The organism is uncultured Martelella sp., from assembly GCF_963677965.2.
Classification (GTDB): Bacteria; Pseudomonadota; Alphaproteobacteria; order Rhizobiales; family Rhizobiaceae; genus Martelella; species Martelella mangrovi.
This window is the reverse complement of record NZ_CAXXFM010000001.1, coordinates 1,051,341-1,070,271: the sequence shown is the minus strand read 5'-3', so window position 1 is coordinate 1,070,271 and position 18,931 is coordinate 1,051,341. Positions and strand designations below refer to the sequence as shown.

The 18,931-nt window shown below is 61.7% G+C and carries 14 protein-coding genes and 1 tRNA gene; 6 read left to right on the top strand and 9 right to left on the bottom strand.

Features of this window, described 5'->3' with window-relative positions:
• Positions 1-77 precede the first annotated feature (77 nt).
• A tRNA-Met gene (locus ACHZCU_RS05150) sits at positions 78-154 on the bottom strand.
• A 341-nt stretch (positions 155-495) separates the two neighbouring features.
• Between ACHZCU_RS05150 and ACHZCU_RS05145 the strand changes: the two genes are divergently transcribed.
• Positions 496-936 (top strand): metallopeptidase family protein, encoded by a 441-nt coding sequence (locus tag ACHZCU_RS05145; RefSeq protein WP_106303152.1) that lies wholly within the window; start codon positions 496-498, stop codon positions 934-936.
• A 71-nt stretch (positions 937-1,007) separates the two neighbouring features.
• Here ACHZCU_RS05145 and ACHZCU_RS05140 read toward each other — a convergent pair whose 3' ends face one another.
• Complete coding sequence (locus ACHZCU_RS05140; protein WP_106303149.1) at positions 1,008-1,652, bottom strand: carbonic anhydrase; 645 nt, start codon at positions 1,650-1,652, stop codon at positions 1,008-1,010.
• Between the two features lie 32 nt (positions 1,653-1,684).
• Positions 1,685-2,560: a pyridoxal kinase PdxY gene (pdxY, locus tag ACHZCU_RS05135; RefSeq protein ID WP_319517921.1), complete on the bottom strand. Its 876-nt coding sequence runs from the start codon at positions 2,558-2,560 to the stop codon at positions 1,685-1,687.
• A gap of 220 nt (positions 2,561-2,780) precedes the next feature.
• On the opposite strand from pdxY, the gene ACHZCU_RS05130 reads away from it, so the two are divergent.
• Both ACHZCU_RS05130 and ACHZCU_RS05125 read left to right on the top strand, forming a co-directional pair.
• Positions 2,781-7,562: an NAD-glutamate dehydrogenase gene (locus ACHZCU_RS05130; RefSeq protein ID WP_319517920.1), complete on the top strand. Its 4,782-nt coding sequence runs from the start codon at positions 2,781-2,783 to the stop codon at positions 7,560-7,562.
• 67 nt (positions 7,563-7,629) lie between these two features.
• A complete protein-coding gene (locus tag ACHZCU_RS05125; protein WP_319517919.1) occupies positions 7,630-9,039 on the top strand; it encodes an MFS transporter in 1,410 nt (469 codons plus the stop codon).
• Positions 9,040-9,045: 6 nt separating this feature from the next.
• On the opposite strand, the gene purH is transcribed toward ACHZCU_RS05125, so the two are convergent.
• The 4 genes from purH to htpX form a co-directional block, all read right to left on the bottom strand.
• Entirely contained in the window at positions 9,046-10,662 is a 1,617-nt protein-coding gene (purH, locus tag ACHZCU_RS05120) for a bifunctional phosphoribosylaminoimidazolecarboxamide formyltransferase/IMP cyclohydrolase (protein ID WP_319517918.1), read from the bottom strand.
• Positions 10,663-10,782: 120 nt separating this feature from the next.
• Positions 10,783-12,507, bottom strand: a complete 1,725-nt coding sequence (locus ACHZCU_RS05115; protein ID WP_319517917.1) for a heparinase II/III family protein — start codon at positions 12,505-12,507, stop codon at positions 10,783-10,785.
• 135 nt (positions 12,508-12,642) lie between these two features.
• Positions 12,643-14,004, bottom strand: coding sequence for an RsmB/NOP family class I SAM-dependent RNA methyltransferase (locus ACHZCU_RS05110; RefSeq protein ID WP_319517916.1), 1,362 nt, complete (start codon positions 14,002-14,004; stop codon positions 12,643-12,645).
• Positions 14,005-14,012: 8 nt separating this feature from the next.
• Positions 14,013-14,966, bottom strand: a complete 954-nt coding sequence (htpX, locus tag ACHZCU_RS05105; protein ID WP_319517915.1) for a zinc metalloprotease HtpX — start codon at positions 14,964-14,966, stop codon at positions 14,013-14,015.
• A 217-nt stretch (positions 14,967-15,183) separates the two neighbouring features.
• Between htpX and ACHZCU_RS05100 the strand changes: the two genes are divergently transcribed.
• From ACHZCU_RS05100 to ACHZCU_RS05090, 3 genes are read left to right on the top strand one after another with little or no spacing between them, the layout of a single operon-like run.
• Positions 15,184-15,426, top strand: a complete 243-nt coding sequence (locus ACHZCU_RS05100; RefSeq protein WP_394706098.1) for a DUF1674 domain-containing protein — start codon at positions 15,184-15,186, stop codon at positions 15,424-15,426.
• A 54-nt stretch (positions 15,427-15,480) separates the two neighbouring features.
• Complete coding sequence (locus ACHZCU_RS05095; protein ID WP_319517914.1) at positions 15,481-15,939, top strand: thermonuclease family protein; 459 nt, start codon at positions 15,481-15,483, stop codon at positions 15,937-15,939.
• A gap of 50 nt (positions 15,940-15,989) precedes the next feature.
• Entirely contained in the window at positions 15,990-16,625 is a 636-nt protein-coding gene (locus ACHZCU_RS05090) for a phosphoribosyltransferase family protein (protein WP_319517913.1), read from the top strand.
• Positions 16,626-16,962: 337 nt separating this feature from the next.
• Here the strand turns inward: ACHZCU_RS05090 and ACHZCU_RS05085 are convergent, their stop codons facing one another.
• Positions 16,963-18,246 (bottom strand): TRAP transporter large permease, encoded by a 1,284-nt coding sequence (locus tag ACHZCU_RS05085; RefSeq protein WP_319517912.1) that lies wholly within the window; start codon positions 18,244-18,246, stop codon positions 16,963-16,965.
• Between the two features lie 5 nt (positions 18,247-18,251).
• Positions 18,252-18,779 (bottom strand): TRAP transporter small permease, encoded by a 528-nt coding sequence (locus ACHZCU_RS05080; protein ID WP_319517911.1) that lies wholly within the window; start codon positions 18,777-18,779, stop codon positions 18,252-18,254.
• Positions 18,780-18,931 lie beyond the last annotated feature (152 nt).

Below are 18,931 nucleotides of genomic sequence, written 5' to 3'. Positions count from 1 at the left end.
CCTGCACGCCGACGCGTGCTGCTATACGGCTTCCGCCCCGGTAAAGAGCAATCTTTCGAGAAATTTACAGGGCTAAATGGTAGCGGAGGAGGGATTTGAACCCCCGACACAAGGATTATGATTCCTCTGCTCTAACCTACTGAGCTACTCCGCCAACCAGGGCCTTGCACGGGAAACGCATCTTGCGATGCGGTGTGGAAGACCATGCGCCCGAACCGTTGTGCACCGCGCGGGACGGGGCGTTATTAGGGCCTCGTGCAGGCAGTGTCAAGCAGGTTCGGCGCAATTTTGCGCGGAGTTTCAGGCGGCCCGGGCGCGGCCGGAAACCGGCTGTTTGTCGGCTCTTCGCCACGGCGGGATATGCTTTTTGGGCAGGCGCTGCTTTTCGCGTTGCGCGGCACGGGCAGGTTTGCGCTGTTTCGGCACGGCGCAACGCCATTCTTTTCTCGAAATGCGTGTCAAAAAGGCCTATATGGGCGCGACGAAGGAGCAGAAATGGCGCGTATGAACAAAAGTGAAGACTGGCAGGGCCGCCACGCCCCGAGTCTTGCGGCCATCGAGTCGCTTGCAATCGAGGCCTATGCCAGGCTGCCCGAGCCGTTTCGTGCACTGACCGGTGATCTTGTTGTCGACATCGCAGATTTCCCGAGCGACGATGTGTTCGAGGACATGGCGCTGGAAACGCCCTTCGATCTGCTCGGCCTGTTCGAAGGGCGCGGCATTTCCGAGCGGTTCACCATGGAAACCGGCGAGATGGTCAACCGCATCACCCTCTATCGCCGTCCGATCCTCGACTACTGGGCGGAAAACGAGGAGACGCTCGGCGACATCGTCACCCATGTCCTGATCCATGAGATCGGGCACCATTTCGGCCTGTCGGATGACGATATGCAGCGGATCGAGGAAAGTGCGGACGAAGACGACGTGCGGCGCTGAGACCGCCGGTTCGAAGCCCGAAGACTTGAAAACCCCGCGCGGTGGAACCGGCGGGGTTTTACGTTCCGGGATTACTCGGGGCGGCTGAAATCGCCCGACTTTGCGTCCATTACCCACAATTCGCCGCTGGAAATGTCGAACCAGGCGCCACAGAGCTTCAGCTTGCCCTGTTTTTCCGCCGCCGCGACATTGGGGAAGGAGCGCAGATTGGCGATCGAATTGCGGATCGAGATGCGCTCAAGCGCGGTCTGGCGCTCTCCGTGGGTCATGTTGGAATTCGAATTGATCTGCTCGGCGGCCGGTTTCAGCAATGTGGTCCACTTGCCGATGAAATCGCCGGGAGACAGCGGTTCGGCATCCGGCGAAAGGGCGGCGTGGATGCCCCCGCAGCGCCCGTGGCCGAGCACCACGATGTTCTTCACCTTCAGCCCTTCGACGGCAAATTCAAGCGCGGCGGATGTGCCGTGATATTGCCCGTCCGGCTCATAGGGCGGAACCATATTCGCGACATTGCGGACCACGAACAGCTCACCGGGGCGCGCGTTGAAGATCATTTCGGGCGCTGCGCGGGAATCGCAGCACGCAATCATCATGGTCTGCGGTTTCTGCCCTTCCTGGGCCAGCGTCCGGTAGCGGGCACTTTCCTCGACATAGCGTCCGGACATGAAGCTCTTGTAGCCATCGAGAAGGGATTTGGGAAACGCGTCCATTGTCATTCGTCCTTCATGCTTTTGCGCATCGTCTTTTATCAGCTTCTTTTACGTCGCCGCGCGGGATGCATCAATTGACGCAGACCAACTTTTGCAAAGGGGGCGCTGAAACTTGCGGTATTGCGCTCCAGCCGCAACTCGTCGGCGCCTTCGCGCACGGCGCGGGCGAGGATTTCATAAACTGAAGCCGTCGCCCGCTCCAGTGCCTCGGCAGGGGGGATTGCGGCAAGCCGGGCGGCGAGAAACAGTGCGGAAAACAGGTCGCCCAGCCCGTTCGGCGGGTTTTCAAGCCGGGTGTGCTCGGCAAGAACGGCCTGTCGCTGATCGACATAAAGGGCGGCCACGCCATCGCGGATCATCGCCTCAGCTGAGGTGACCACCACCGCCGATGGCCCCAGAGTGAGTGCTGCATCGATTGCGGCGGCATTGTCGGCAATCTCACGACCCGTCAGCCAGGAAAGCTCGAAGCGGTTGGGCGTGGCGATATCGGCCAGGGGCAGGAGTTGGTCGCGCATGGCGGCAGCGGTCTCCTTCGCCACGTAAAGCCCGTTTTCATCACCGCAAACCGGGTCGCAGAGATAGATCAGATCGGGGTTGTCGGCCTTTAGGGTCCGTACAAGTGTGGCGATGGCTGCAGCCTGTCGCGGATCGGCAAGATAGCCGCTAATGACGGCGTTCACCTCGCCGCGCCAACGGCTTGTCGCAAGGTCGTTCAGCGCTTTGGTGAAGCCGCCGTTATCGAATTTCAGTCGGGTGGACGGGCCGTGGCCGGGATGGTAGGGCATGACGATGGTGGGGACGGACCATATGTTCAGCCCGAGCGTTTCAAGTGCGAAGACAATCGCCCGGTTGCCGACGGCGCCGCGCATCACGTGGCTGGAAATGGCGATGACTGCGCCGGTTTCTGCTGTCATTTCATATCCTGGTGCTGTTTTGGGTTTTGCAACCTGCGCGATAAGAAAAGTGGAAAAACTTTGCCATCGGCCACAATTACGCTCTAAATCGTCTGTTGGAGGACGTTGTCAAGCCAGTGTTGTGACGGCAACGTTATAGGACGGACGGCGCGGAAGACAAAGCGGCAGGGAAAATGCCGCCTCGCGTGCGCCGTCGCGACAAGAACATGCTGGAGGAAACATGGAAAACAAAGCCGACCAGATGCGCAAGAGCCTGATGGAGGCTGCCGAGAAGGCCGCTGTCGCAGCCGATGCGCCTTTTATCAACCCGTTTTCCATGTTCAAGCGGGCCAGTCCCGAAGACCTTGCCCGCTACGATGCGGATATGCTCGCAGCCTCGGCCATCTTTGCCGCGCGCGAGGTTGGCGCGTTCGAAGGCGGTGCGGCGCGGGTGAGCGTCGGCCCCGTTGCCGGCACGGCGCCGCCGGAGATCGCAACGGATGTGATTGCAATTACCGATCGCAACATGCCGTTCATCTATGATTCGGTGATGGCCGAAATCGGCGAATTCACCACCGATATCCTGCTGGCCGTCCATCCGATCCTGATCGCCACGCCCGGCAAGCCCATCGTCGCGTTTTCCGCGGAAACCGAACATGTGCCGGAAGATCGCATCAGCCATGTGCAGGTGCATGTGGCGGCGCTTTCGCCCGATACCCGCGCCCGGCTCAAATCGCGGCTTGAATATGTGCTGGCCCATGTCCGTCTTGCCGTCAACGACTGGCCGGTCATGCTCGAAAAGCTCGAAACCGCCATGGACGAACTCGAGACACGGGTGCCGGAAGCCCTGAAGGCCGCGGGCGAGGAAACCCGGCATTTTCTGGAGTGGCTGCGCGACGGCAATTTCACCTTCCTCGGCATGCGTGAACTGATCTACACCCATGAAGACGGTCCGGGCCGGGTTGAGCGCGTGAAGGGATCCAGCATCGGCATTCTTTCCGATCCCGAGATGCGGGTTCTGCGACGCGGACCGAAGCCGGTGGTCACAACCCCTGAAATTCTCGCCTTCATGGAAGGGCCCGAACTTCTGCTGGTGACCAAGGCCAATACCACCTCGATCGTCCATCGCCGCACCTATATGGATTATATTGGCGTCAAACGGTTCGATGAAAACGGTGAGGTCGTCGGCGAACTGCGCATCGTCGGGCTGTTCACCTTCACAGCCTATACCCAGTCGGCTGCGCGCATTCCGCTTTTGAGGGCGAAACTTGCCGAAGTGTCGCGTCATTTCGGCTTCGAGCCCAAAAGCCATGCCGGACGCATGCTTCAGAATACGCTGGAATCCTATCCGCGCGACGAATTGTTTCAGGTTCCTGTTCCCCTGCTGACGGATTTTGCCGAGCAGATCATGGATGTTGCGGAGCGGCCGCGTATCCGCGTCCTGAGCCGGATCGACGGTTTCGACCGTTTCGTCTCGGTTCTCGTCTATATTCCGCGCAATCTCTATGATTCCCGGTTGCGGGAGAAGGTCGGGAATTATCTCGCCGAGGTCTATCAGGGGCACGTTTCCGCCTATTACCCGTCCTTCCCGGAGGGGCGTTCGGCGCGGGTGCAGATCATCATCGGCCGCCACAGCACGGAAAAAACGCCCGATGTGCCGCAGGCCGAACTGGAAGCGGAAGTCGCTAGGCTGGCTGCCGACTGGGAGGAGCACTTCAATGCGCTTGCCGGTCTGGGCGCGCCGGAGCTGAAGGCCAATGAAGCCTATCACGAGACATTTTCGCCGGAAGATGCCTATGGCGACCTGAAGCTGATTTCGTCGGCTGCCGAAAGCGGCATCCGCATTGCCTTTTACCGTAGTGGCGCGGACGACGACGAATTGCGGCTGAAGATATTCCATGCCGGCGGTCAGCTGGCGCTTTCACGGCGCGTGCCGCTTCTGGAAAATCTCGGCTTTACCGTGATTTCCGAACGCACATTCGAACTTGCCCTGCAAAAGGACGATACGGAGCCGGTCGATGTCATCCTGCACGACATGGAGCTTCTGGTCGACGGTTCGGTGGTCTTCGACCTCGAGGCGGACAGTGCGCGCCTTGAAGAGGCGTTCATCGCGGCGTCTGCCGGCAGCGTCGACAATGACAGTTTCAACCGGCTGGTGCTGCTGGCCGGTCTCAATGTCGATCAGGCCAATGTGCTGCGCGCCTATGCGCATTATCTGCGCCAGGCCGGCCTCAGCTTCACGGCCGGTTATATTGCCCAGTCGCTCTGCCTCTATCCTGTGATTGCGCGTGCGATCTTTCTGATGTTCCGCACGGCTTTCGATCCCGCGCTTTCCGACGAGGAACGTGCCGAGGGGCTGAAGAGCGCGCGCGGAACCATCACCGAGGGGCTGCAGGGCGTGCCGAACCTTGATGATGACCGGATCCTGCGGCTGTTCATCAAGCTTGTGGATGCGACGCTGCGCACCAATTATTTCCAGACCGATGAAAACGGTGCACCGCGCCCGAACCTCGCCTTCAAATTCGCCTCGCGCGCGCTTGCCATCCTGCCCGAACCGCGGCCGTTTCGCGAAATCTTCCTTTATGGGCCCGAGGTGGAGGGCGTGCATCTGCGTTTCGGCAAGGTCGCGCGCGGCGGTCTGCGCTGGTCGGATCGTGGACAGGATTACCGCACGGAAGTGCTCGGCCTGGTCAAGGCGCAGCAGGTCAAGAACGCGGTTATCGTGCCGGTGGGCGCCAAGGGCGGGTTTTATCCGAAGAACCTGCCGGCAGGCGGCAGTCGCGAAGACATCTTCAACGCCGGCCGCGAAGCCTACAAGAGCTATATCCGCACGCTGCTGTCGATCACCGACAATATCGAGGACGGTGAGGTTATTCCGCCGCAGGACACGGTGTGTTCGGATGACGACGATCCCTATTTCGTGGTTGCCGCCGACAAGGGAACGGCGACCTTTTCCGACACCGCCAACGCTTTGGCGCAGGAGGCCGATTTCTGGCTCGATGACGCCTTTGCCTCGGGTGGTTCTGCCGGCTATGACCACAAGAAGATGGGCATTACCGCACGCGGCGCCTGGGAAGCGGTCAAACGGCATTTCCGGGAAATGAACATCGATATCCAGACCACGCCGTTTACCGTTGTCGGCGTCGGCGACATGTCGGGCGATGTGTTCGGCAACGGCATGTTGCTGTCCGAGCAGATCAGGCTGGTGGGTGCCTTCGATCACCGCGATATCTTCATCGACCCGGATCCCGACCCGGTAAAGGGGTTTGCAGAGCGCAAGCGGCTGTTCGACCTGCCGCGTTCAAGCTGGCAGGATTACGATCAAGGCCTGTTGTCGGCAGGCGGCATGATCATTTCGCGCAAGGAAAAGGCGGTCAGGCTGACGCCCGAGGCCGCTGCCGCGATCGATCTTGCCGAAGGAGAATATACCCCCTTCGACATTATCGCCGCGATCCTGAAGGCCCAGGCCGACCTGCTCTGGTTCGGCGGCATTGGCACCTATGTCAAGGCGCGCACCGAAACCAATGCCGAGGTCGGCGACCGCGCCAATGACCCGATCAGGGTCAATGCCGAGCATTTGCGCGTGCGGGTGATCGGCGAGGGCGCCAATCTTGGCGTTACCCAGAAGGGCCGTATCGCCTTTGGCCTCAAGGGCGGCCGCTGCAATTCAGACGCCATCGACAATTCCGCCGGCGTCAATTGCTCCGACGTCGAGGTCAATATCAAGATCGCACTGGCCTCGGCGATGCGCGCCGGCCGGCTTACACGGGAAGACCGCGACGTCCTGCTTGCCGAAATGACCGAGGCGGTGGCCGGCATCGTGCTGGAAAACAATTATCTGCAGACGCTGTCGATCTCACTCAGCAGCGAGGCGGGCCTTCAGAGCATGCTGTCCCTGTCACGGATGATGGAGGTTCTGGAAAAGGATGGCCATCTCGACCGCACCGTCGAAACCCTGCCCGACGACGAGGCGCTGCGTTCGCGCCGGCAGTCCGATCAGGGCCTGACCCGTGCGGAAATCGGCGTGCTGCTTTCCTATGGGAAGATCGTGCTGTTTGATCAGCTGCTTGAAAGCGATCTGCCGGACGACCCCTATATGGAGCCGCTGCTTTACGGCTATTTCCCCGAGCGCATGCGCGATGCCTATGCCGATGATATCGGCGGACATCGCCTGCGGCGCGAGATCATTGCCACGCGGCTGGCAAACGACGTGATCAACCGCGGCGGGCCGGAATTCATCATCAGTGCCTGCGACACCACGGCGGCGACGCCGGCCGAGGTGGTCAAGGCCGCGATCATCGCCCGCGATGGCTTCGGCATGGAAAAACTGTGGCAGTCCGTTCACGCTCTCGATGGCCGGATCGACGGCCGGACGCAAAACGCGATCTACACGCAATTGCGTTATCTGTTCCGCATCCTGACCCATCTTCTGATCCGCAACGGCATTGCCGAAGGCGACATCGCCGATGCGGTCGTGCGGCTGAAACAGGCTCTTGCCACATTCGAGGTCGGCGTCGGCGATCTTCTGCCGGATGCACGGGCCGAATGGTTGTCGGAGCAGGAAGCGGGGTGGAAGGAAGCGAGCGTTCCCGATGCGCTTGCTGCAAGTCTTGCCCGGCATCTCGGCATGATGTTCGTGCCGGAGGCGCTGCAGATTGCAGGCCGCAGCGGCCAGAGCCTGGAACGGGCAGCCCGGGCCTATTTCAGTGTAACCCGGCTTTTCCACGTTTCGCCGCTGCTGACGATCGCCGCGCGCATGGACCCGAATGATTTTTACGATTCGCTGGCTCTGACCCGCTCCATGGACCAGATTTCGGCAAGCCGTCGGGATCTGGCCGCCAATGCGCTCATCGAATGCGGCGATGCGGAAGATGCGGTCGCTGCCTGGCAGGAGGCGCATTCGGCCCGGGTGCTGCAGATTGCCGAGCAACTCGAGCGACTGGTCCGCTCCGGCGATCCATCCATTGCCAAGACCATGGTTGCGGCCGGGTTGCTGAATGATCTGGCCCGCGACATGAACTGACGCCGCCGGCGTTTGACAAAAGTGAAAGAAACCGCAATCTGCATCCGGTCATCAGGGATGGTTGGAATTGTCGCTTCTTCAGGAAAAAGATGCCGGGCCGGTTTCCGGCGCGCCACCGACAGGCGTGTTGGGCTGGATGCTGTTCGACTGGGCGGCGCAGCCGTTCTTCACGGTCATCGTCACCTTCATTTTCGGCCCGTATTTCGTGTCCGAACTGGGCAGCGATCCCGTGCGCGGGCAGACCGCCTGGGCCCATGCGGCGACCCTTGCCGGGCTTCTGGTTGCAATCGCGGCGCCGTTTGCCGGTGCGCTGTCGGATACCGCGGGACGCAACAAGCGTTTCATCGCGGCCATGGCGGTCATTCAGGCGGCAAGCCTTGCATTGCTTTGGTTCGCCGTCCCCGGAACCGGTTATTTCTGGCCGGCGGTACTGATCATTGCTGCAACAGTCATGGCCGAGCTTTCCGTCGTTTTCAACGATGCCATGCTGCCGCATCTCGTCCGGCCCGAGCGGATGAACCGCGTTTCGAACGATGCCTGGGGGCTTGGCTATCTGGGCGGCATGGTCTTCCTGATTGCGGTGGTGGTGTTCCTGTCCGCAGACCCTGAAAGCGGGCTGACGATCCTCGGAAAAGCGCCGCTGTTCGGGTTCGATCCGCTAACGGGTGAAGCGGCAAGGCTGACCGGCCCGCTTGCCGCCTGCTGGTATATTGTTTTCCTGCTGCCCTTCTTCGTCTTTACTCCCGACCGGCCGCCGCTGAAACCGGCCGGCAGGGCGCTCGCGGACGGTTTCGCGGACCTGAAGGCGACCCTGGCGGCGCTGAAAGGGCGGCCTGTCCTGATCCGCTTTCTCATCGCCCGCATGCTCTACATGGACGGCGTCAACGGCATTCTCATTCTCGGTGGGGCGTTTGCCGCGGGCATGTTCGGCTGGTCGACCATGGAGATCGGCATTTTCGGGATTGTTCTGAACGTTGCCGCGATCTTCGGCTGTTTCTTCGCCTCGCGTTTCGGCCGCCAGGCCAATGCGGGCACGGTCGTGCTGATTGCACTTCTGATGCTGGTCACGGCAACGCTCGGGGTGGTTTCGACCACAGGCGAGGCAACGGTTTTCGGATTGCTGAGCTTTGCTCCGTCAACTGGAACAGGTCTGTTTTCTGCCGGGGCCGAAAAGGCGTTTCTGGCCTATGGCGTGTTGATCGGCCTGGCCTTCGGGCCGGTTCAGGCGGGCTCGCGCGCCTTTCTGGCAACGCGGATTGCGCGACAGGAAGCGGGCCGGTTCTTCGGCCTGTTCTCGCTGACCGGCCGGATGACCAGCTTTCTGGCGACGGGCGCCTTCGCGATCCTGACCGACTGGACCGGCTCGCCCAATCTCGGCATGGCAAGCCTGCTGGTTTTTCTTGTCGCAGGTCTCGTACTGTTTGTGCCGCTCATGGGAAGCGGCGACAGGCGGCAGCAATGTGACCGCCGCCTGTGAAACACGCTAGTGGCGGAAGGTACGGGTGCCGGTGAAGACCATGGCCACGCCATTGGCATTGGCCGCGTCGATGACTTCCTGATCGCGGATCGAGCCGCCGGGCTGGATCACCGCCGTGGCCCCTGCGGCAACGGCTGAAAGCAGGCCGTCGGCAAACGGGAAGAAGGCTTCCGAGGCAACGGCGGAACCGCGCGTCATCGGCTCGGGCCAGCCTGCGGCCTTTGCCGCGTCCTCGGCCTTCAATGCGGCGATACGGGCGGAATCGATCCGGCTCATCTGGCCTGCGCCGATGCCGGCCGTCTGGCCGTCCTTGACATAGACGATCGCGTTGGACTTGACGTGCTTGGCAATGGCGAAGGCCATTTTCAGGTCTTCAAGCTCACGTTCGCTCGGCGCGCGCTCGGTCACCACCTTGAGCTCGATTTCGTCGATCATGGCGGTGTCGCGGCCCTGCACCAGAAACCCGCCGGCAACGGTCTTCATGTTGAAGCCCCTGGCGCGCGGGTCGGGCAGCGCGCCGGTGGTCAGAAGGCGCAGGTTCTTCTTGGCGGCGATGATTGCCTTGGCCTCTTCATCGGCATCAGGCGCGATGATGACTTCAGTGAAAAGCTTGACGATCTCGCCGGCCGTCTCGCTGTCCAGCGTCTGGTTCAGGGCAACAATGCCGCCGAAAGCTGACTGGTTGTCGCAGGCAAGTGCGCGGTGATAGGCCTCCACCAGCGTATCGGCGCGCGCCACGCCACAGGGGTTGGCATGCTTGATGATCGCGCAGGCCGGCGCGATTTCCGGCGAGAACTCCGCCACCAGTTCGAAGGCGGCGTCGGTGTCGTTGATATTGTTGTAGGAAAGCTGCTTGCCCTGATGCTGGACGGCATTGGCAACGCCCGGCCGCTTGTCGCCGGTAACATAGAAGGCGGCGGACTGGTGCGGGTTTTCGCCGTAGCGCATTTCCTGCCTGAGCGTGCCGCCAAGGGTCCGGTGGCGCGGGTTTTCGATCTCGAGCGCTTCGGCAAACCAGCCGGAGATCGCCGCATCATAGGCGGCGGTGCGAGCATAGGCGCGGGCGGCAAGGGTCTGGCGCAGCGCATAGGGCAGGGCGCCGTTGCCGGCATCCAGCGCTTCGGTGATCGCGCCATAATCTTCCGGGTCGGTGGCAACGGCGACATAGGCATGGTTCTTGGCCGCCGCGCGGATCATCGCCGGGCCGCCGATATCGATATTTTCCACCGTCGTCGGATAATCGCCGCCGGCCGCGCGCACTTCTTCGAAGGGGTAGAGATTGATGACGGCAAGGTCGATGCCGTCAATGCCGTGTTCGCGCATTGCGGCCTGATGCTCTTCATCATCGCGAATGGCGAGAAGACCGCCATGAACCTTGGGGTGCAGCGTCTTCACGCGGCCGTCCATGATCTCCGGAAAGCCGGTTACCGCCGACACATCGGTAACCTGAAGCCCGGCGTCGGCAAGCGCCTTGTGGGTGCCGCCGGTCGAAAGCAGGCGTATGCCACGGGCGGCAAGCGCGCTGGCAAATTCAACAACGCCGCTCTTGTCGGAAACGGACAGAAGCGCGGTTTTGATTTCGACGAGATCGGGAGCGGGAATTTTTTTCGAGGCGACGGCCATGACGAGGTCCTTCAGACAAGCGCTGTTGCGGCAGGCTGTACACGCAACAGCAAACACATTTTTCTGCAAGGTCGATTGCGGATGGCCCGCTCTAGCACGCCTTCGGCAAATGTGAAACCGTCAGCTCAGGCGGTTCATGCGCCAATGGATATCGGGGTGTTCGCCGACAGTCCAGGCAATCACGATCTGGCGTGAAGCGGTCTGGCCCGCGCTTGCTGCAAAGAACAGGTCGTCCTCGATGGCGGGCGCAAGACCGGGGGCTGAAAACAACCAGCTTTCATTGTCGGGCGCCGTCATGAAAATCGTGTCCTCGTCCTCCTGCATGGTCCAGATCGCCGGGTGCAGGTGAAAGCGGGCAATGGCGATATACCGGTCGTTGTGCGCTGGCATCTGCTCATTCTTACGGCGGAAACCGTCTGTCCCGGTGATCTCTGATCCATCCGGCGACAGGGTGAGTCTTCGCTGGAACATCAGCCCGAAGCGGTTGAGGTAGCCGTCATGCTGCATGACGAGGCAATCGTGACCGTTCTCATCGGTGTCGCGGCTTCTCTCGACGCGGGTTATTCCACCGCAGGCGACCGGGCCGAGGAAACCGGAGCGCGAAAACTGCATGGCCGTACGGTCGTCGATCGTAACGGCCGAATGGGCGGCGGTCATGCGCGCCATGCGGATGACGGCGTCGCTGGCAGCCAGCGGCACGCCGGCATTGACGATGAACCTGTTCTTGCCGGCCGACATTTCGAAAGCGGCAGCTCCCGCATGGGCGGTCTTCGAAAGATGAACCGAAAGCGGCCGTCCTGTATCGGCGATCAGTGTCGTCTTTTCGGCCTGCAGCCGGTCGAACCCGGTATGGGGCAGCGCCCTGAACACCGCGCCGCCGGTTTCGTCATAGCGCAGCAGCGCGGAAAGTGCGGTGCCCGGCACCAGTCCGGTGCCGTTGAAAAGCGCAAGATCGCCGTCGCGGTGGCGGAAGAAGTTGAGTGCGGCATAGGCGCGGTCGATGCTCGGGACCAGCCGTTTCGGCAGTATCTGGTCGAGATTGATGTAGGTCTGGCGCAGCGGCAACAGGCGCAGCAGGATGCTGACCAGCGCATCGGGGCTGCGGGCGATATGGCCTCCATCGGGCAGGATCTGCCGTTCCAGCTCTTCGTCGAGCCGGCGCGCGGCCTCGCGCTTGCGGTGATCGGAAAGGTCAAGGCTGATCGCGGTCATCGCCAGCACGATTGCGGCCTGCAGGCGGGTTTCGTCACGCGGAAGGGCCCGGTAGCGGCCCCTGAGGACCCGTTCATGACGTGCGATCTGGTCGACAAAACGGCGATAGAAACCGGTGTCGGCCCCCTTGAGAACGATTGTGGAGTGCGAAAGCCAGGCGCTCAGCCGCCAGACCGTTGCATCGGTCTGCCACACGGGCCCGCGCACCGCGCGGTGGCGGCGCAGAAAGCTCAGCACCGCGGCGCGGGCAAAGATGTTGGCATCCTCGCTGCGCCGGGTCCTGAGATGCCTGAGCCAGGAAAAACTTGCCAGTTCCCGTTCGAAGGCGAGGCTTGGCATGTCGAATGAGAAGGCCGGCCTGCCACCGGTTTCGAGCACAGCACCTGCAAGCGAGAAGCGGCCTTCCAGCAGGTCTTCCGCCTCCAGCGGATCGGCGATCCTGAGGTCGGTCGGTGCAACGAGAAGACGCGCGGCGCGGCGGCCGGGGGAAAAACGGCACAGCGGCAGCCATGCCGAGAGCACCAGCGCGCGGCCGCGCACAAGCGTTTCCCGGCAGTATAGAGACGCATAACGCCAGATTTCCGAAACCGGAAAGCCCAAAGACGCACCCTGCCTGTTTGTTTCCTCGCGCATTGTCGCTGCGACGGTTCAACTTTCCGGCATAACCGAAGAGGCTGAAGGTCTGCTTAACGCGCAGATATTGTTTTTCTTATATGCGGGAATGCATGATTACGGCGTTTAATTCAAGAACTTGGCGCGAAAATGGTGTCAGAGCTTCCGGATCGCCACTGCATAAAAGCCGTCGAGACCGGTCGCGCCGTCAAGCATGTCGGCAGGCGTGGTCCGGATCGCGCCGTCGGCATTAAGCAGATGACTGATCGGTCCGGTGGTCTCCGGCGGGAATGCCGCGCGTTCGACATCTTCTCTTTCCGCCAGCAACCGGGTCACATTGGCCTCGCCTTCCAGCGGGTCGAGCGAGCAGTTGGAAAAGATCACGATGCCGCCGGGGCGGACCATGGCGAGTGCACGGTTGAGCATGGCATACTGCACATCGGCCAGCTTTTCGATATCGGTGAAATCCTTGGTCCAGAGCACGTCCGGATGGCGGCGGACGGTGCCCGTCGACGAACAGGGCGCATCCACAAGGGCAGCGTCGAAAAGCGTTTCGGGCGCGTATTCCATCATGTCGGCGCAGACGGTCTCCGCCGAAAGCTTCAGGCGTTCGAGGTTCTGCTCAAGGCGTCTGAGCCTGCTTTTCGAGCGTTCCAGCGCGGTCACATTTCCACCCTGAAGAATGAGCTGCGCCGTCTTGCCGCCCGGTGCTGCACACAGGTCGATGACGCGTTTGCCCGTCAGATCGCCGAAAAGCCGTGCCGGAATTGCGGCGGCGGCGTCCTGCACCCACCATTCACCGGCATCAAAGCCCTCCATGCCGGTCACCGCACCGGAGGGTTTGTCGAGGCGGATTGTGCCCGTCGAAAGCACCGTGCCGCCGAGCTTTTCGGCCCAGCCTTCGGCATCGGATTTGACCGAAATATCGATACTGGGTGGGGTCAGCTGCGCCCGGCCGATGGCGAAGGCCTTTTCCGCGCCATAGATTTCAACGAGCCGTTCGCGGAACCAGTCGGGGATCGGTGACAGGTTTTCAAGTTCGGCAAGCGTCTTGTCCTTCCGGCGCGAAAGCCGGCGGAGCACCGCGTTGACGAGGCCGGCAAACCGTTTGTTGCGCGGGTCCGCACCGGCCTGTTCGACCGCGATATCGACAGCGGAATGATCGGGGATATCGAGATAGAGGATCTGTGCGGCGGCAATCGTCAGCACATGGGCCAGCGCGCGCGCACCGGAGGGCAGCGGCCGTTCGAGCAGACGGGCGATGGCGGCATCGAGCATCGGCTTGTGGCGCAGCGAGGTCAGCACCAACGCGCGGCAGAGCGACTGATCCGCTGCCGAAAGGCTGCGATAGGCGCCATTGCCGTGCTCGCTGTCGAGCATGCCGTCAAGCGGCGTCTTGCGGTCGACAACGGCGGCGAGGATTTTCGAGGCGGCGGCGCGTGGGGCATAGCCCGGCTTTTTCTCGGGCGCGGGGCCGGGATTTTGCGAACGGGGCTTTTTTTCACCCGTTCGTTTCATGTCATCATTCAAGACCAGGGACCTTTGAAGGGCGGCGCACCGCCATGGCTGCGGCCGGTATCGGGCACCGAACGCGATCTGCGGGTCGCCTTAGCAGGCCCGGGCGCTGCCGTCGAGGTCGTGCCCATCTGGGCGGCCTGTTGCTGAAGGGCGGCAATGCGGTTTTCCGTATTCGGGTGGGTGGAAAACAGATTGTCCATGTTCTGGCCCGACAGCGGGTTGATGATGAACATGTGCGCCGTGGCCGGATTGCGCTCGGCCCGTTCATTGTGGATGACTTCATTGCCGTGGGCGATCTTGCGCAGTGCGGAGGCGAGCCACAGCGGGTTGCCGCACACCTCGCCGCCGCGCTTGTCGGCCGAATATTCCCGTGTGCGGCTGACGGCCATCTGCACCAGCCCGGCTGCCAGCGGCGCGACGATCATGGCGACAAGCACGCCGACGAAACCGAACGGATTGTTGCGGTTGCCGCCGAAGAAAAAGGCGAAATTGCCGAGCATGGAAATCGCGCCGGCCAGCGTGGCGGTGATGGTCATGGTCAGCGTGTCACGGTGCTGCACATGGGCAAGCTCATGGGCCATGACGCCCGCCAGTTCCTCGCGCGAGAGCATTTTCAGGATGCCCGTCGAGGCGGCAACGGCGGCGTTTTGCGGACTGCGGCCGGTTGCAAACGCGTTCGGCTGCGGGCTGTCGTAGAGGTAGACCTTGGGCATCGGCAGGCCGGCGCGGTGCGCCAGTTCGCGGATGAGGTTGTAATATTCCGGATCGCTTGCAGCATCGACCTCCCGCGCCCCGTACATGCGCAGCACCATCTTGTCCGAATTCCAGTAGGAAAACAGGTTCATGCCCGCGGCGATCATGAGCGCGATCATCATCCCGGCCCGGCCGCCGATCATGAAGCCGATGGCCATGAACAGCGCCGTCATGAGGGCAATCAGCATGGCAGTGCGAACAAGATTCATCTTGATGTCTCCAGAAGCGAATGGGACCTTATACTGGACGCAAAGTCCGATTATATGCTGGACTCGAAATCCGACTATAAGTGGGGCACAGTCGATCATATATCAATATTCCTGCGCCCCGGTTCGCGCAGTATGGCAGAAAGTTTTTGAGATGAGCGAGAAAGACAGGACGGACAAAACCGCCGATAACGAAAGCCGGGAAAGCCAGGCAGACGGCATGCCCTCGGCAGAACAGCTTGCTGCCTTGACCGCAGGTTCGGAACTGCCGGCGACAGACCCGGAGGAAGAGCGGCGCGCAAATCTGCCGGAGGCTGCCAAGCGCGCCCTTGCCGAGGCCGAAGAGCGCCGCAAGGCTGCCGCAGCCGCTGACCGTCCGGCAAACGAGATTGGCGGGCGCGGCGGACTGGACCCGGCCCGCTACGGCGACTGGGAAATCAAGGGCCGTGCCATCGATTTCTGATGTAGGTTATAATTCCTATTGTAATCCTCAATTTTGAGGAATAAATTCCTTTTCATGATTCGCTTTGCCTTGAAACCGTTGTCGGCGGCCCTGTTTGCCTGCCTGCTCTCGCTGCCTGCCGCCCGCGCTGCGGATGTTTACGCGGGGCCGGTGCGTGCGGACGTTGTGCGCGTGATCGACGGTGACACGATCGTCGTTGCGGCGCGGCCGTGGCCGGGGCAGATCGTCGAGACCTCGGTGAGGATACGCGGTGTCGATACGCCGGAGCTCAGGTCGTCCTGCGATGCAGAGCGGCAGGCGGCATCGATTGCCAGGGATTATGTCGTTTCACTCCTCCATGAAGGCGATACCGTGCAACTCAGGCAGATCGCCGGCGACAAGTATTTCGGTCGCGTGGTGGCCGATGTCGCGCTGCCCGATGCCCGCGATCTCAGTCATCTTCTGTTGGCAGGCGGTTTTGCGGTGTCCTATGATGGCGGGCGCAAGCAACCTTTCGTCTGTCCCGCGTCGTAAAGCGCCGGCGATCGTGAGCCGGGGCTTGTGCAGATTCGCAGGAGCTCCCGATGTCTGATCCTTTCCAGCCCGTTGTCACCAGCCAGCACCACACCGTTTCGGTGGATGGATTTCCGGTCGAATTGCCGCTGGTTGCCATAAAGCCGGACCTTGCGATTTCGCTGATGATGGTGATCGATCTCGGGGTCCGTTTCGGGGCGCATTGCGGCGAGAAGCTTGCAGAGGCGCTGGCGCCGCTGAAGCCGGATATCGTGGTTGGCGCGGCCACGCTTGGCATTCCGGTTGCAATCGAGGTTACGCGGGCGCTGGGCCTCGACCGCTACGTGATCCTGCAGAAGTCGCCCAAGGTGCATCTGGGATCGGCGCTCGAGCAGAAAATCACCTCGATCACGTCAAAAGGCGCGCAGCGGCTGCTTCTGGATGCGCGCGCGGTGCCGCTGCTCAAGGGGCGGCGGGTTGTCGTCGTCGACGATGTCGTGGCCTCGGGCTCAAGCCTCAAGGGGTCGGCCGAACTGGTGCGTCAGGCCGGCGGCGAGGTCGTCGGCCTTGGCGTTATCCTGACGGAAGCGCGGGAATGGGAGGGCGTGCTGGGGGATGATGCAGCTCTTGTCCACGCACTCGCCCATATTCCCCAGTTCCGGCCCGCCGATGACAGAACCTGGGTTATCCGGCCGGAGACGGTGTAGGGCCGGGACAAAAAAAGGCCGCACCATTTGCGGTGCGGCCAGAGGCGTTCCTCAAAAGGCGGGTTTGCTAGAGCGTTTCAGACTGAAATGGAAACAGTTCTGTTTGCCCAAACCGGTCATTCCACGCGAAGAAGCCCGCGCGGCATAGCCATAGCTATGGCGAAGGGCTTCGACAAAGTGGAGGGCCGGTTTCGGCAAACCCGAAGGGCGGCATGAATTTGCGCCATTACCGGCGGTCTTCGGCTTGGACATAGCTTCGGCTATGCCCTGCGCCAAAGCCCTTGGTTCTGGCGCAAATTCCTTGCCGCAGAACGCTTCCATTTCAGTCTGAAACGCTCTAACCGCCATACAAGAGGTTCGGGAGGAACAGGACGATACCGGGCACGAACAGCAGCAGGGCGACAAGCGCGAGGATGGCAGCGATGAAGGGCATTGCCTCCTTCACATATTCCTCCACCGGCGTGTCGAGCAGGCTGCAGACCGTGAACATGGCGACCCCGACGGGTGGCGTCATCGAGCCGAAGGTAACGATGGTCATCATCAGGATGCCGAAGTGAACCGGGTCAACGCCCGCCTTGACCACAACCGGAACGAGGATCGGCGTCAGCAGCAGCACCAGGATCGTGCTTTCGAAAAACAGCCCGGCGATGAACAGGCCGATCAGGATCACGGCAACGATCAGCACCGGATTGGCCAGGCTTTCCAGCATGAAACCGGCAACATGCTGCGGCACCTGCAGGAAGATGATGGCAAACCCGATCATGCCCGACATCAGGATGATCAGCATGATCAGGCCGATATCGGAAAGCGCATGGCCGAAGGCGCGCTTGATTGCCTCGAACGTCATGTCGCCATGGGCGAAACGTCCCACCAGGATGGCATAGACGACGGCGAAGGCGCCGACTTCCGAGGGTGTGAACAGGCCGCCGCGGATGGAGCCGATCAGCAGGACGGGGAAGAGCAGCGCCCATTTTGCGCCCCACGCCGCCGAACCGAGTTCACCGGCCGTCGGCTTTTTCATTTCCTTCATGACGTAACCGCGTTTGCGGGCGATCAGCCATGCGGCGACCATCAGGAAGGCCATCATCAGGATGCCGGGAATGATGCCCGCCATGAACAGCCGGCCAATCGAAACCTGACCGACATAACCGTAAAGAATGAGCCCGATCGACGGCGGAATGGTCGATGTGATCAGCGACGACAGGGCGATGACGGCGGCCGAATAGCCCTTGGAATAGCCATTCGAAATCATCTGCGGGCCGAGGACACGGGCTTCCATCGCCGCGTCGGCCACGGCCGAGCCCGAAACGCCGCCCATCAGGGTCGACAGAATGATGGAGACCTGGGCGAGACCGCCGGCCATCCAGCCGACCGCCACCTTGGAAAAGCGGAACAGCCGGTCGGTGATGCCGCTTTCGTTCATCAGATGTCCGGCCAGAACGAAGAAGGGGACGGCCAGAAGCGGAAAGCTCTGCGAGACCGTTGCGATCTTCTGAACGCCGATCGACACCGGCATGACATCGGAGGTCAGGAAAAACGTGAACCCGGAAATGCCGATCGCAAAGGCAATCGGAGCACCGACCAGCATCAGCGCGAAAAATACGATACCGATAAGGGCCATGATGTTTACTCCGCCGCGCTGGTTTCGATGACCGGCTCATCCTCGCTCGGCTTGCGGGCAAAGATGAAGAACTGCTCCTGCTTTGCGTGGCGCCAGGCCTGAACGAGATTGCCGAGGATGGAGACCGACAGCATGACGCAGCCGGCCGGAACCGCGATGGTGACCCAGGCATAGGACAGGCCGGAATCGCCGAACTGACGCTCCTTGTTGAGCATGGTCAGATCGTAACCCTCGACTGCCAGAAGCATCAGGAATCCGATGAAAATGGCAGCCAGCACCGTTTCCAGCCACAGCCGGTAGCGGAAGGGCAGCGGACGCACCAGATAGTCGACCCCCAGATGGCCACGTTCGCGCAGGGCGCGGGCGGCGCCGATGAAACAGAGCCAGATGAACAGAAGCTGTGCCAGGTCGACCGACCAGATCAGCGGATGGCCGAAAAACCGCATGGTGGCGGCGATAAACACAAGCATGGTGATGACGGCGAGCAGGGTTGCGCCTGCCACGTATTCGATCTTAGCGAGGAAACCGGGCATGGTGCCCCCTCCGGATATGTTTGACGAGCATTGCGCCAAAAGCGGGTCGGTAAATGTTCGTCAACGCTGTTTTTGTTCTGCTTCCGGCGCCCGATGTCTCCGAAAACGTCGGAAATCTGTTTGCTTTCGACGGGCCGTGCCATCGCTGACAG

Bases quoted from the DNA above. Each gene is read 5' to 3' on its own strand.
- ACHZCU_RS05145 (WP_106303152.1), top strand. From the start codon at position 496: ATGGCGCGTATGAACAAAAGTGAAGACTGGCAGGGCCGCCACGCCCCG.
- ACHZCU_RS05140 (WP_106303149.1), bottom strand. From the start codon at position 1,652: ATGACAATGGACGCGTTTCCCAAATCCCTTCTCGATGGCTACAAGAGC.
- pdxY (WP_319517921.1), bottom strand. From the start codon at position 2,560: ATGACAGCAGAAACCGGCGCAGTCATCGCCATTTCCAGCCACGTGATG.
- ACHZCU_RS05130 (WP_319517920.1), top strand. From the start codon at position 2,781: ATGGAAAACAAAGCCGACCAGATGCGCAAGAGCCTGATGGAGGCTGCC.
- purH (WP_319517918.1), bottom strand. From the start codon at position 10,662: ATGGCCGTCGCCTCGAAAAAAATTCCCGCTCCCGATCTCGTCGAAATC.
- ACHZCU_RS05115 (WP_319517917.1), bottom strand. From the start codon at position 12,507: ATGCGCGAGGAAACAAACAGGCAGGGTGCGTCTTTGGGCTTTCCGGTT.
- ACHZCU_RS05110 (WP_319517916.1), bottom strand. From the start codon at position 14,004: ATGAAACGAACGGGTGAAAAAAAGCCCCGTTCGCAAAATCCCGGCCCC.
- htpX (WP_319517915.1), bottom strand. From the start codon at position 14,966: ATGAATCTTGTTCGCACTGCCATGCTGATTGCCCTCATGACGGCGCTG.
- ACHZCU_RS05100 (WP_394706098.1), top strand. From the start codon at position 15,184: ATGCCCTCGGCAGAACAGCTTGCTGCCTTGACCGCAGGTTCGGAACTG.
- ACHZCU_RS05095 (WP_319517914.1), top strand. From the start codon at position 15,481: ATGATTCGCTTTGCCTTGAAACCGTTGTCGGCGGCCCTGTTTGCCTGC.
- ACHZCU_RS05090 (WP_319517913.1), top strand. From the start codon at position 15,990: ATGTCTGATCCTTTCCAGCCCGTTGTCACCAGCCAGCACCACACCGTT.
- ACHZCU_RS05085 (WP_319517912.1), bottom strand. From the start codon at position 18,246: ATGGCCCTTATCGGTATCGTATTTTTCGCGCTGATGCTGGTCGGTGCT.
- ACHZCU_RS05080 (WP_319517911.1), bottom strand. From the start codon at position 18,779: ATGCCCGGTTTCCTCGCTAAGATCGAATACGTGGCAGGCGCAACCCTG.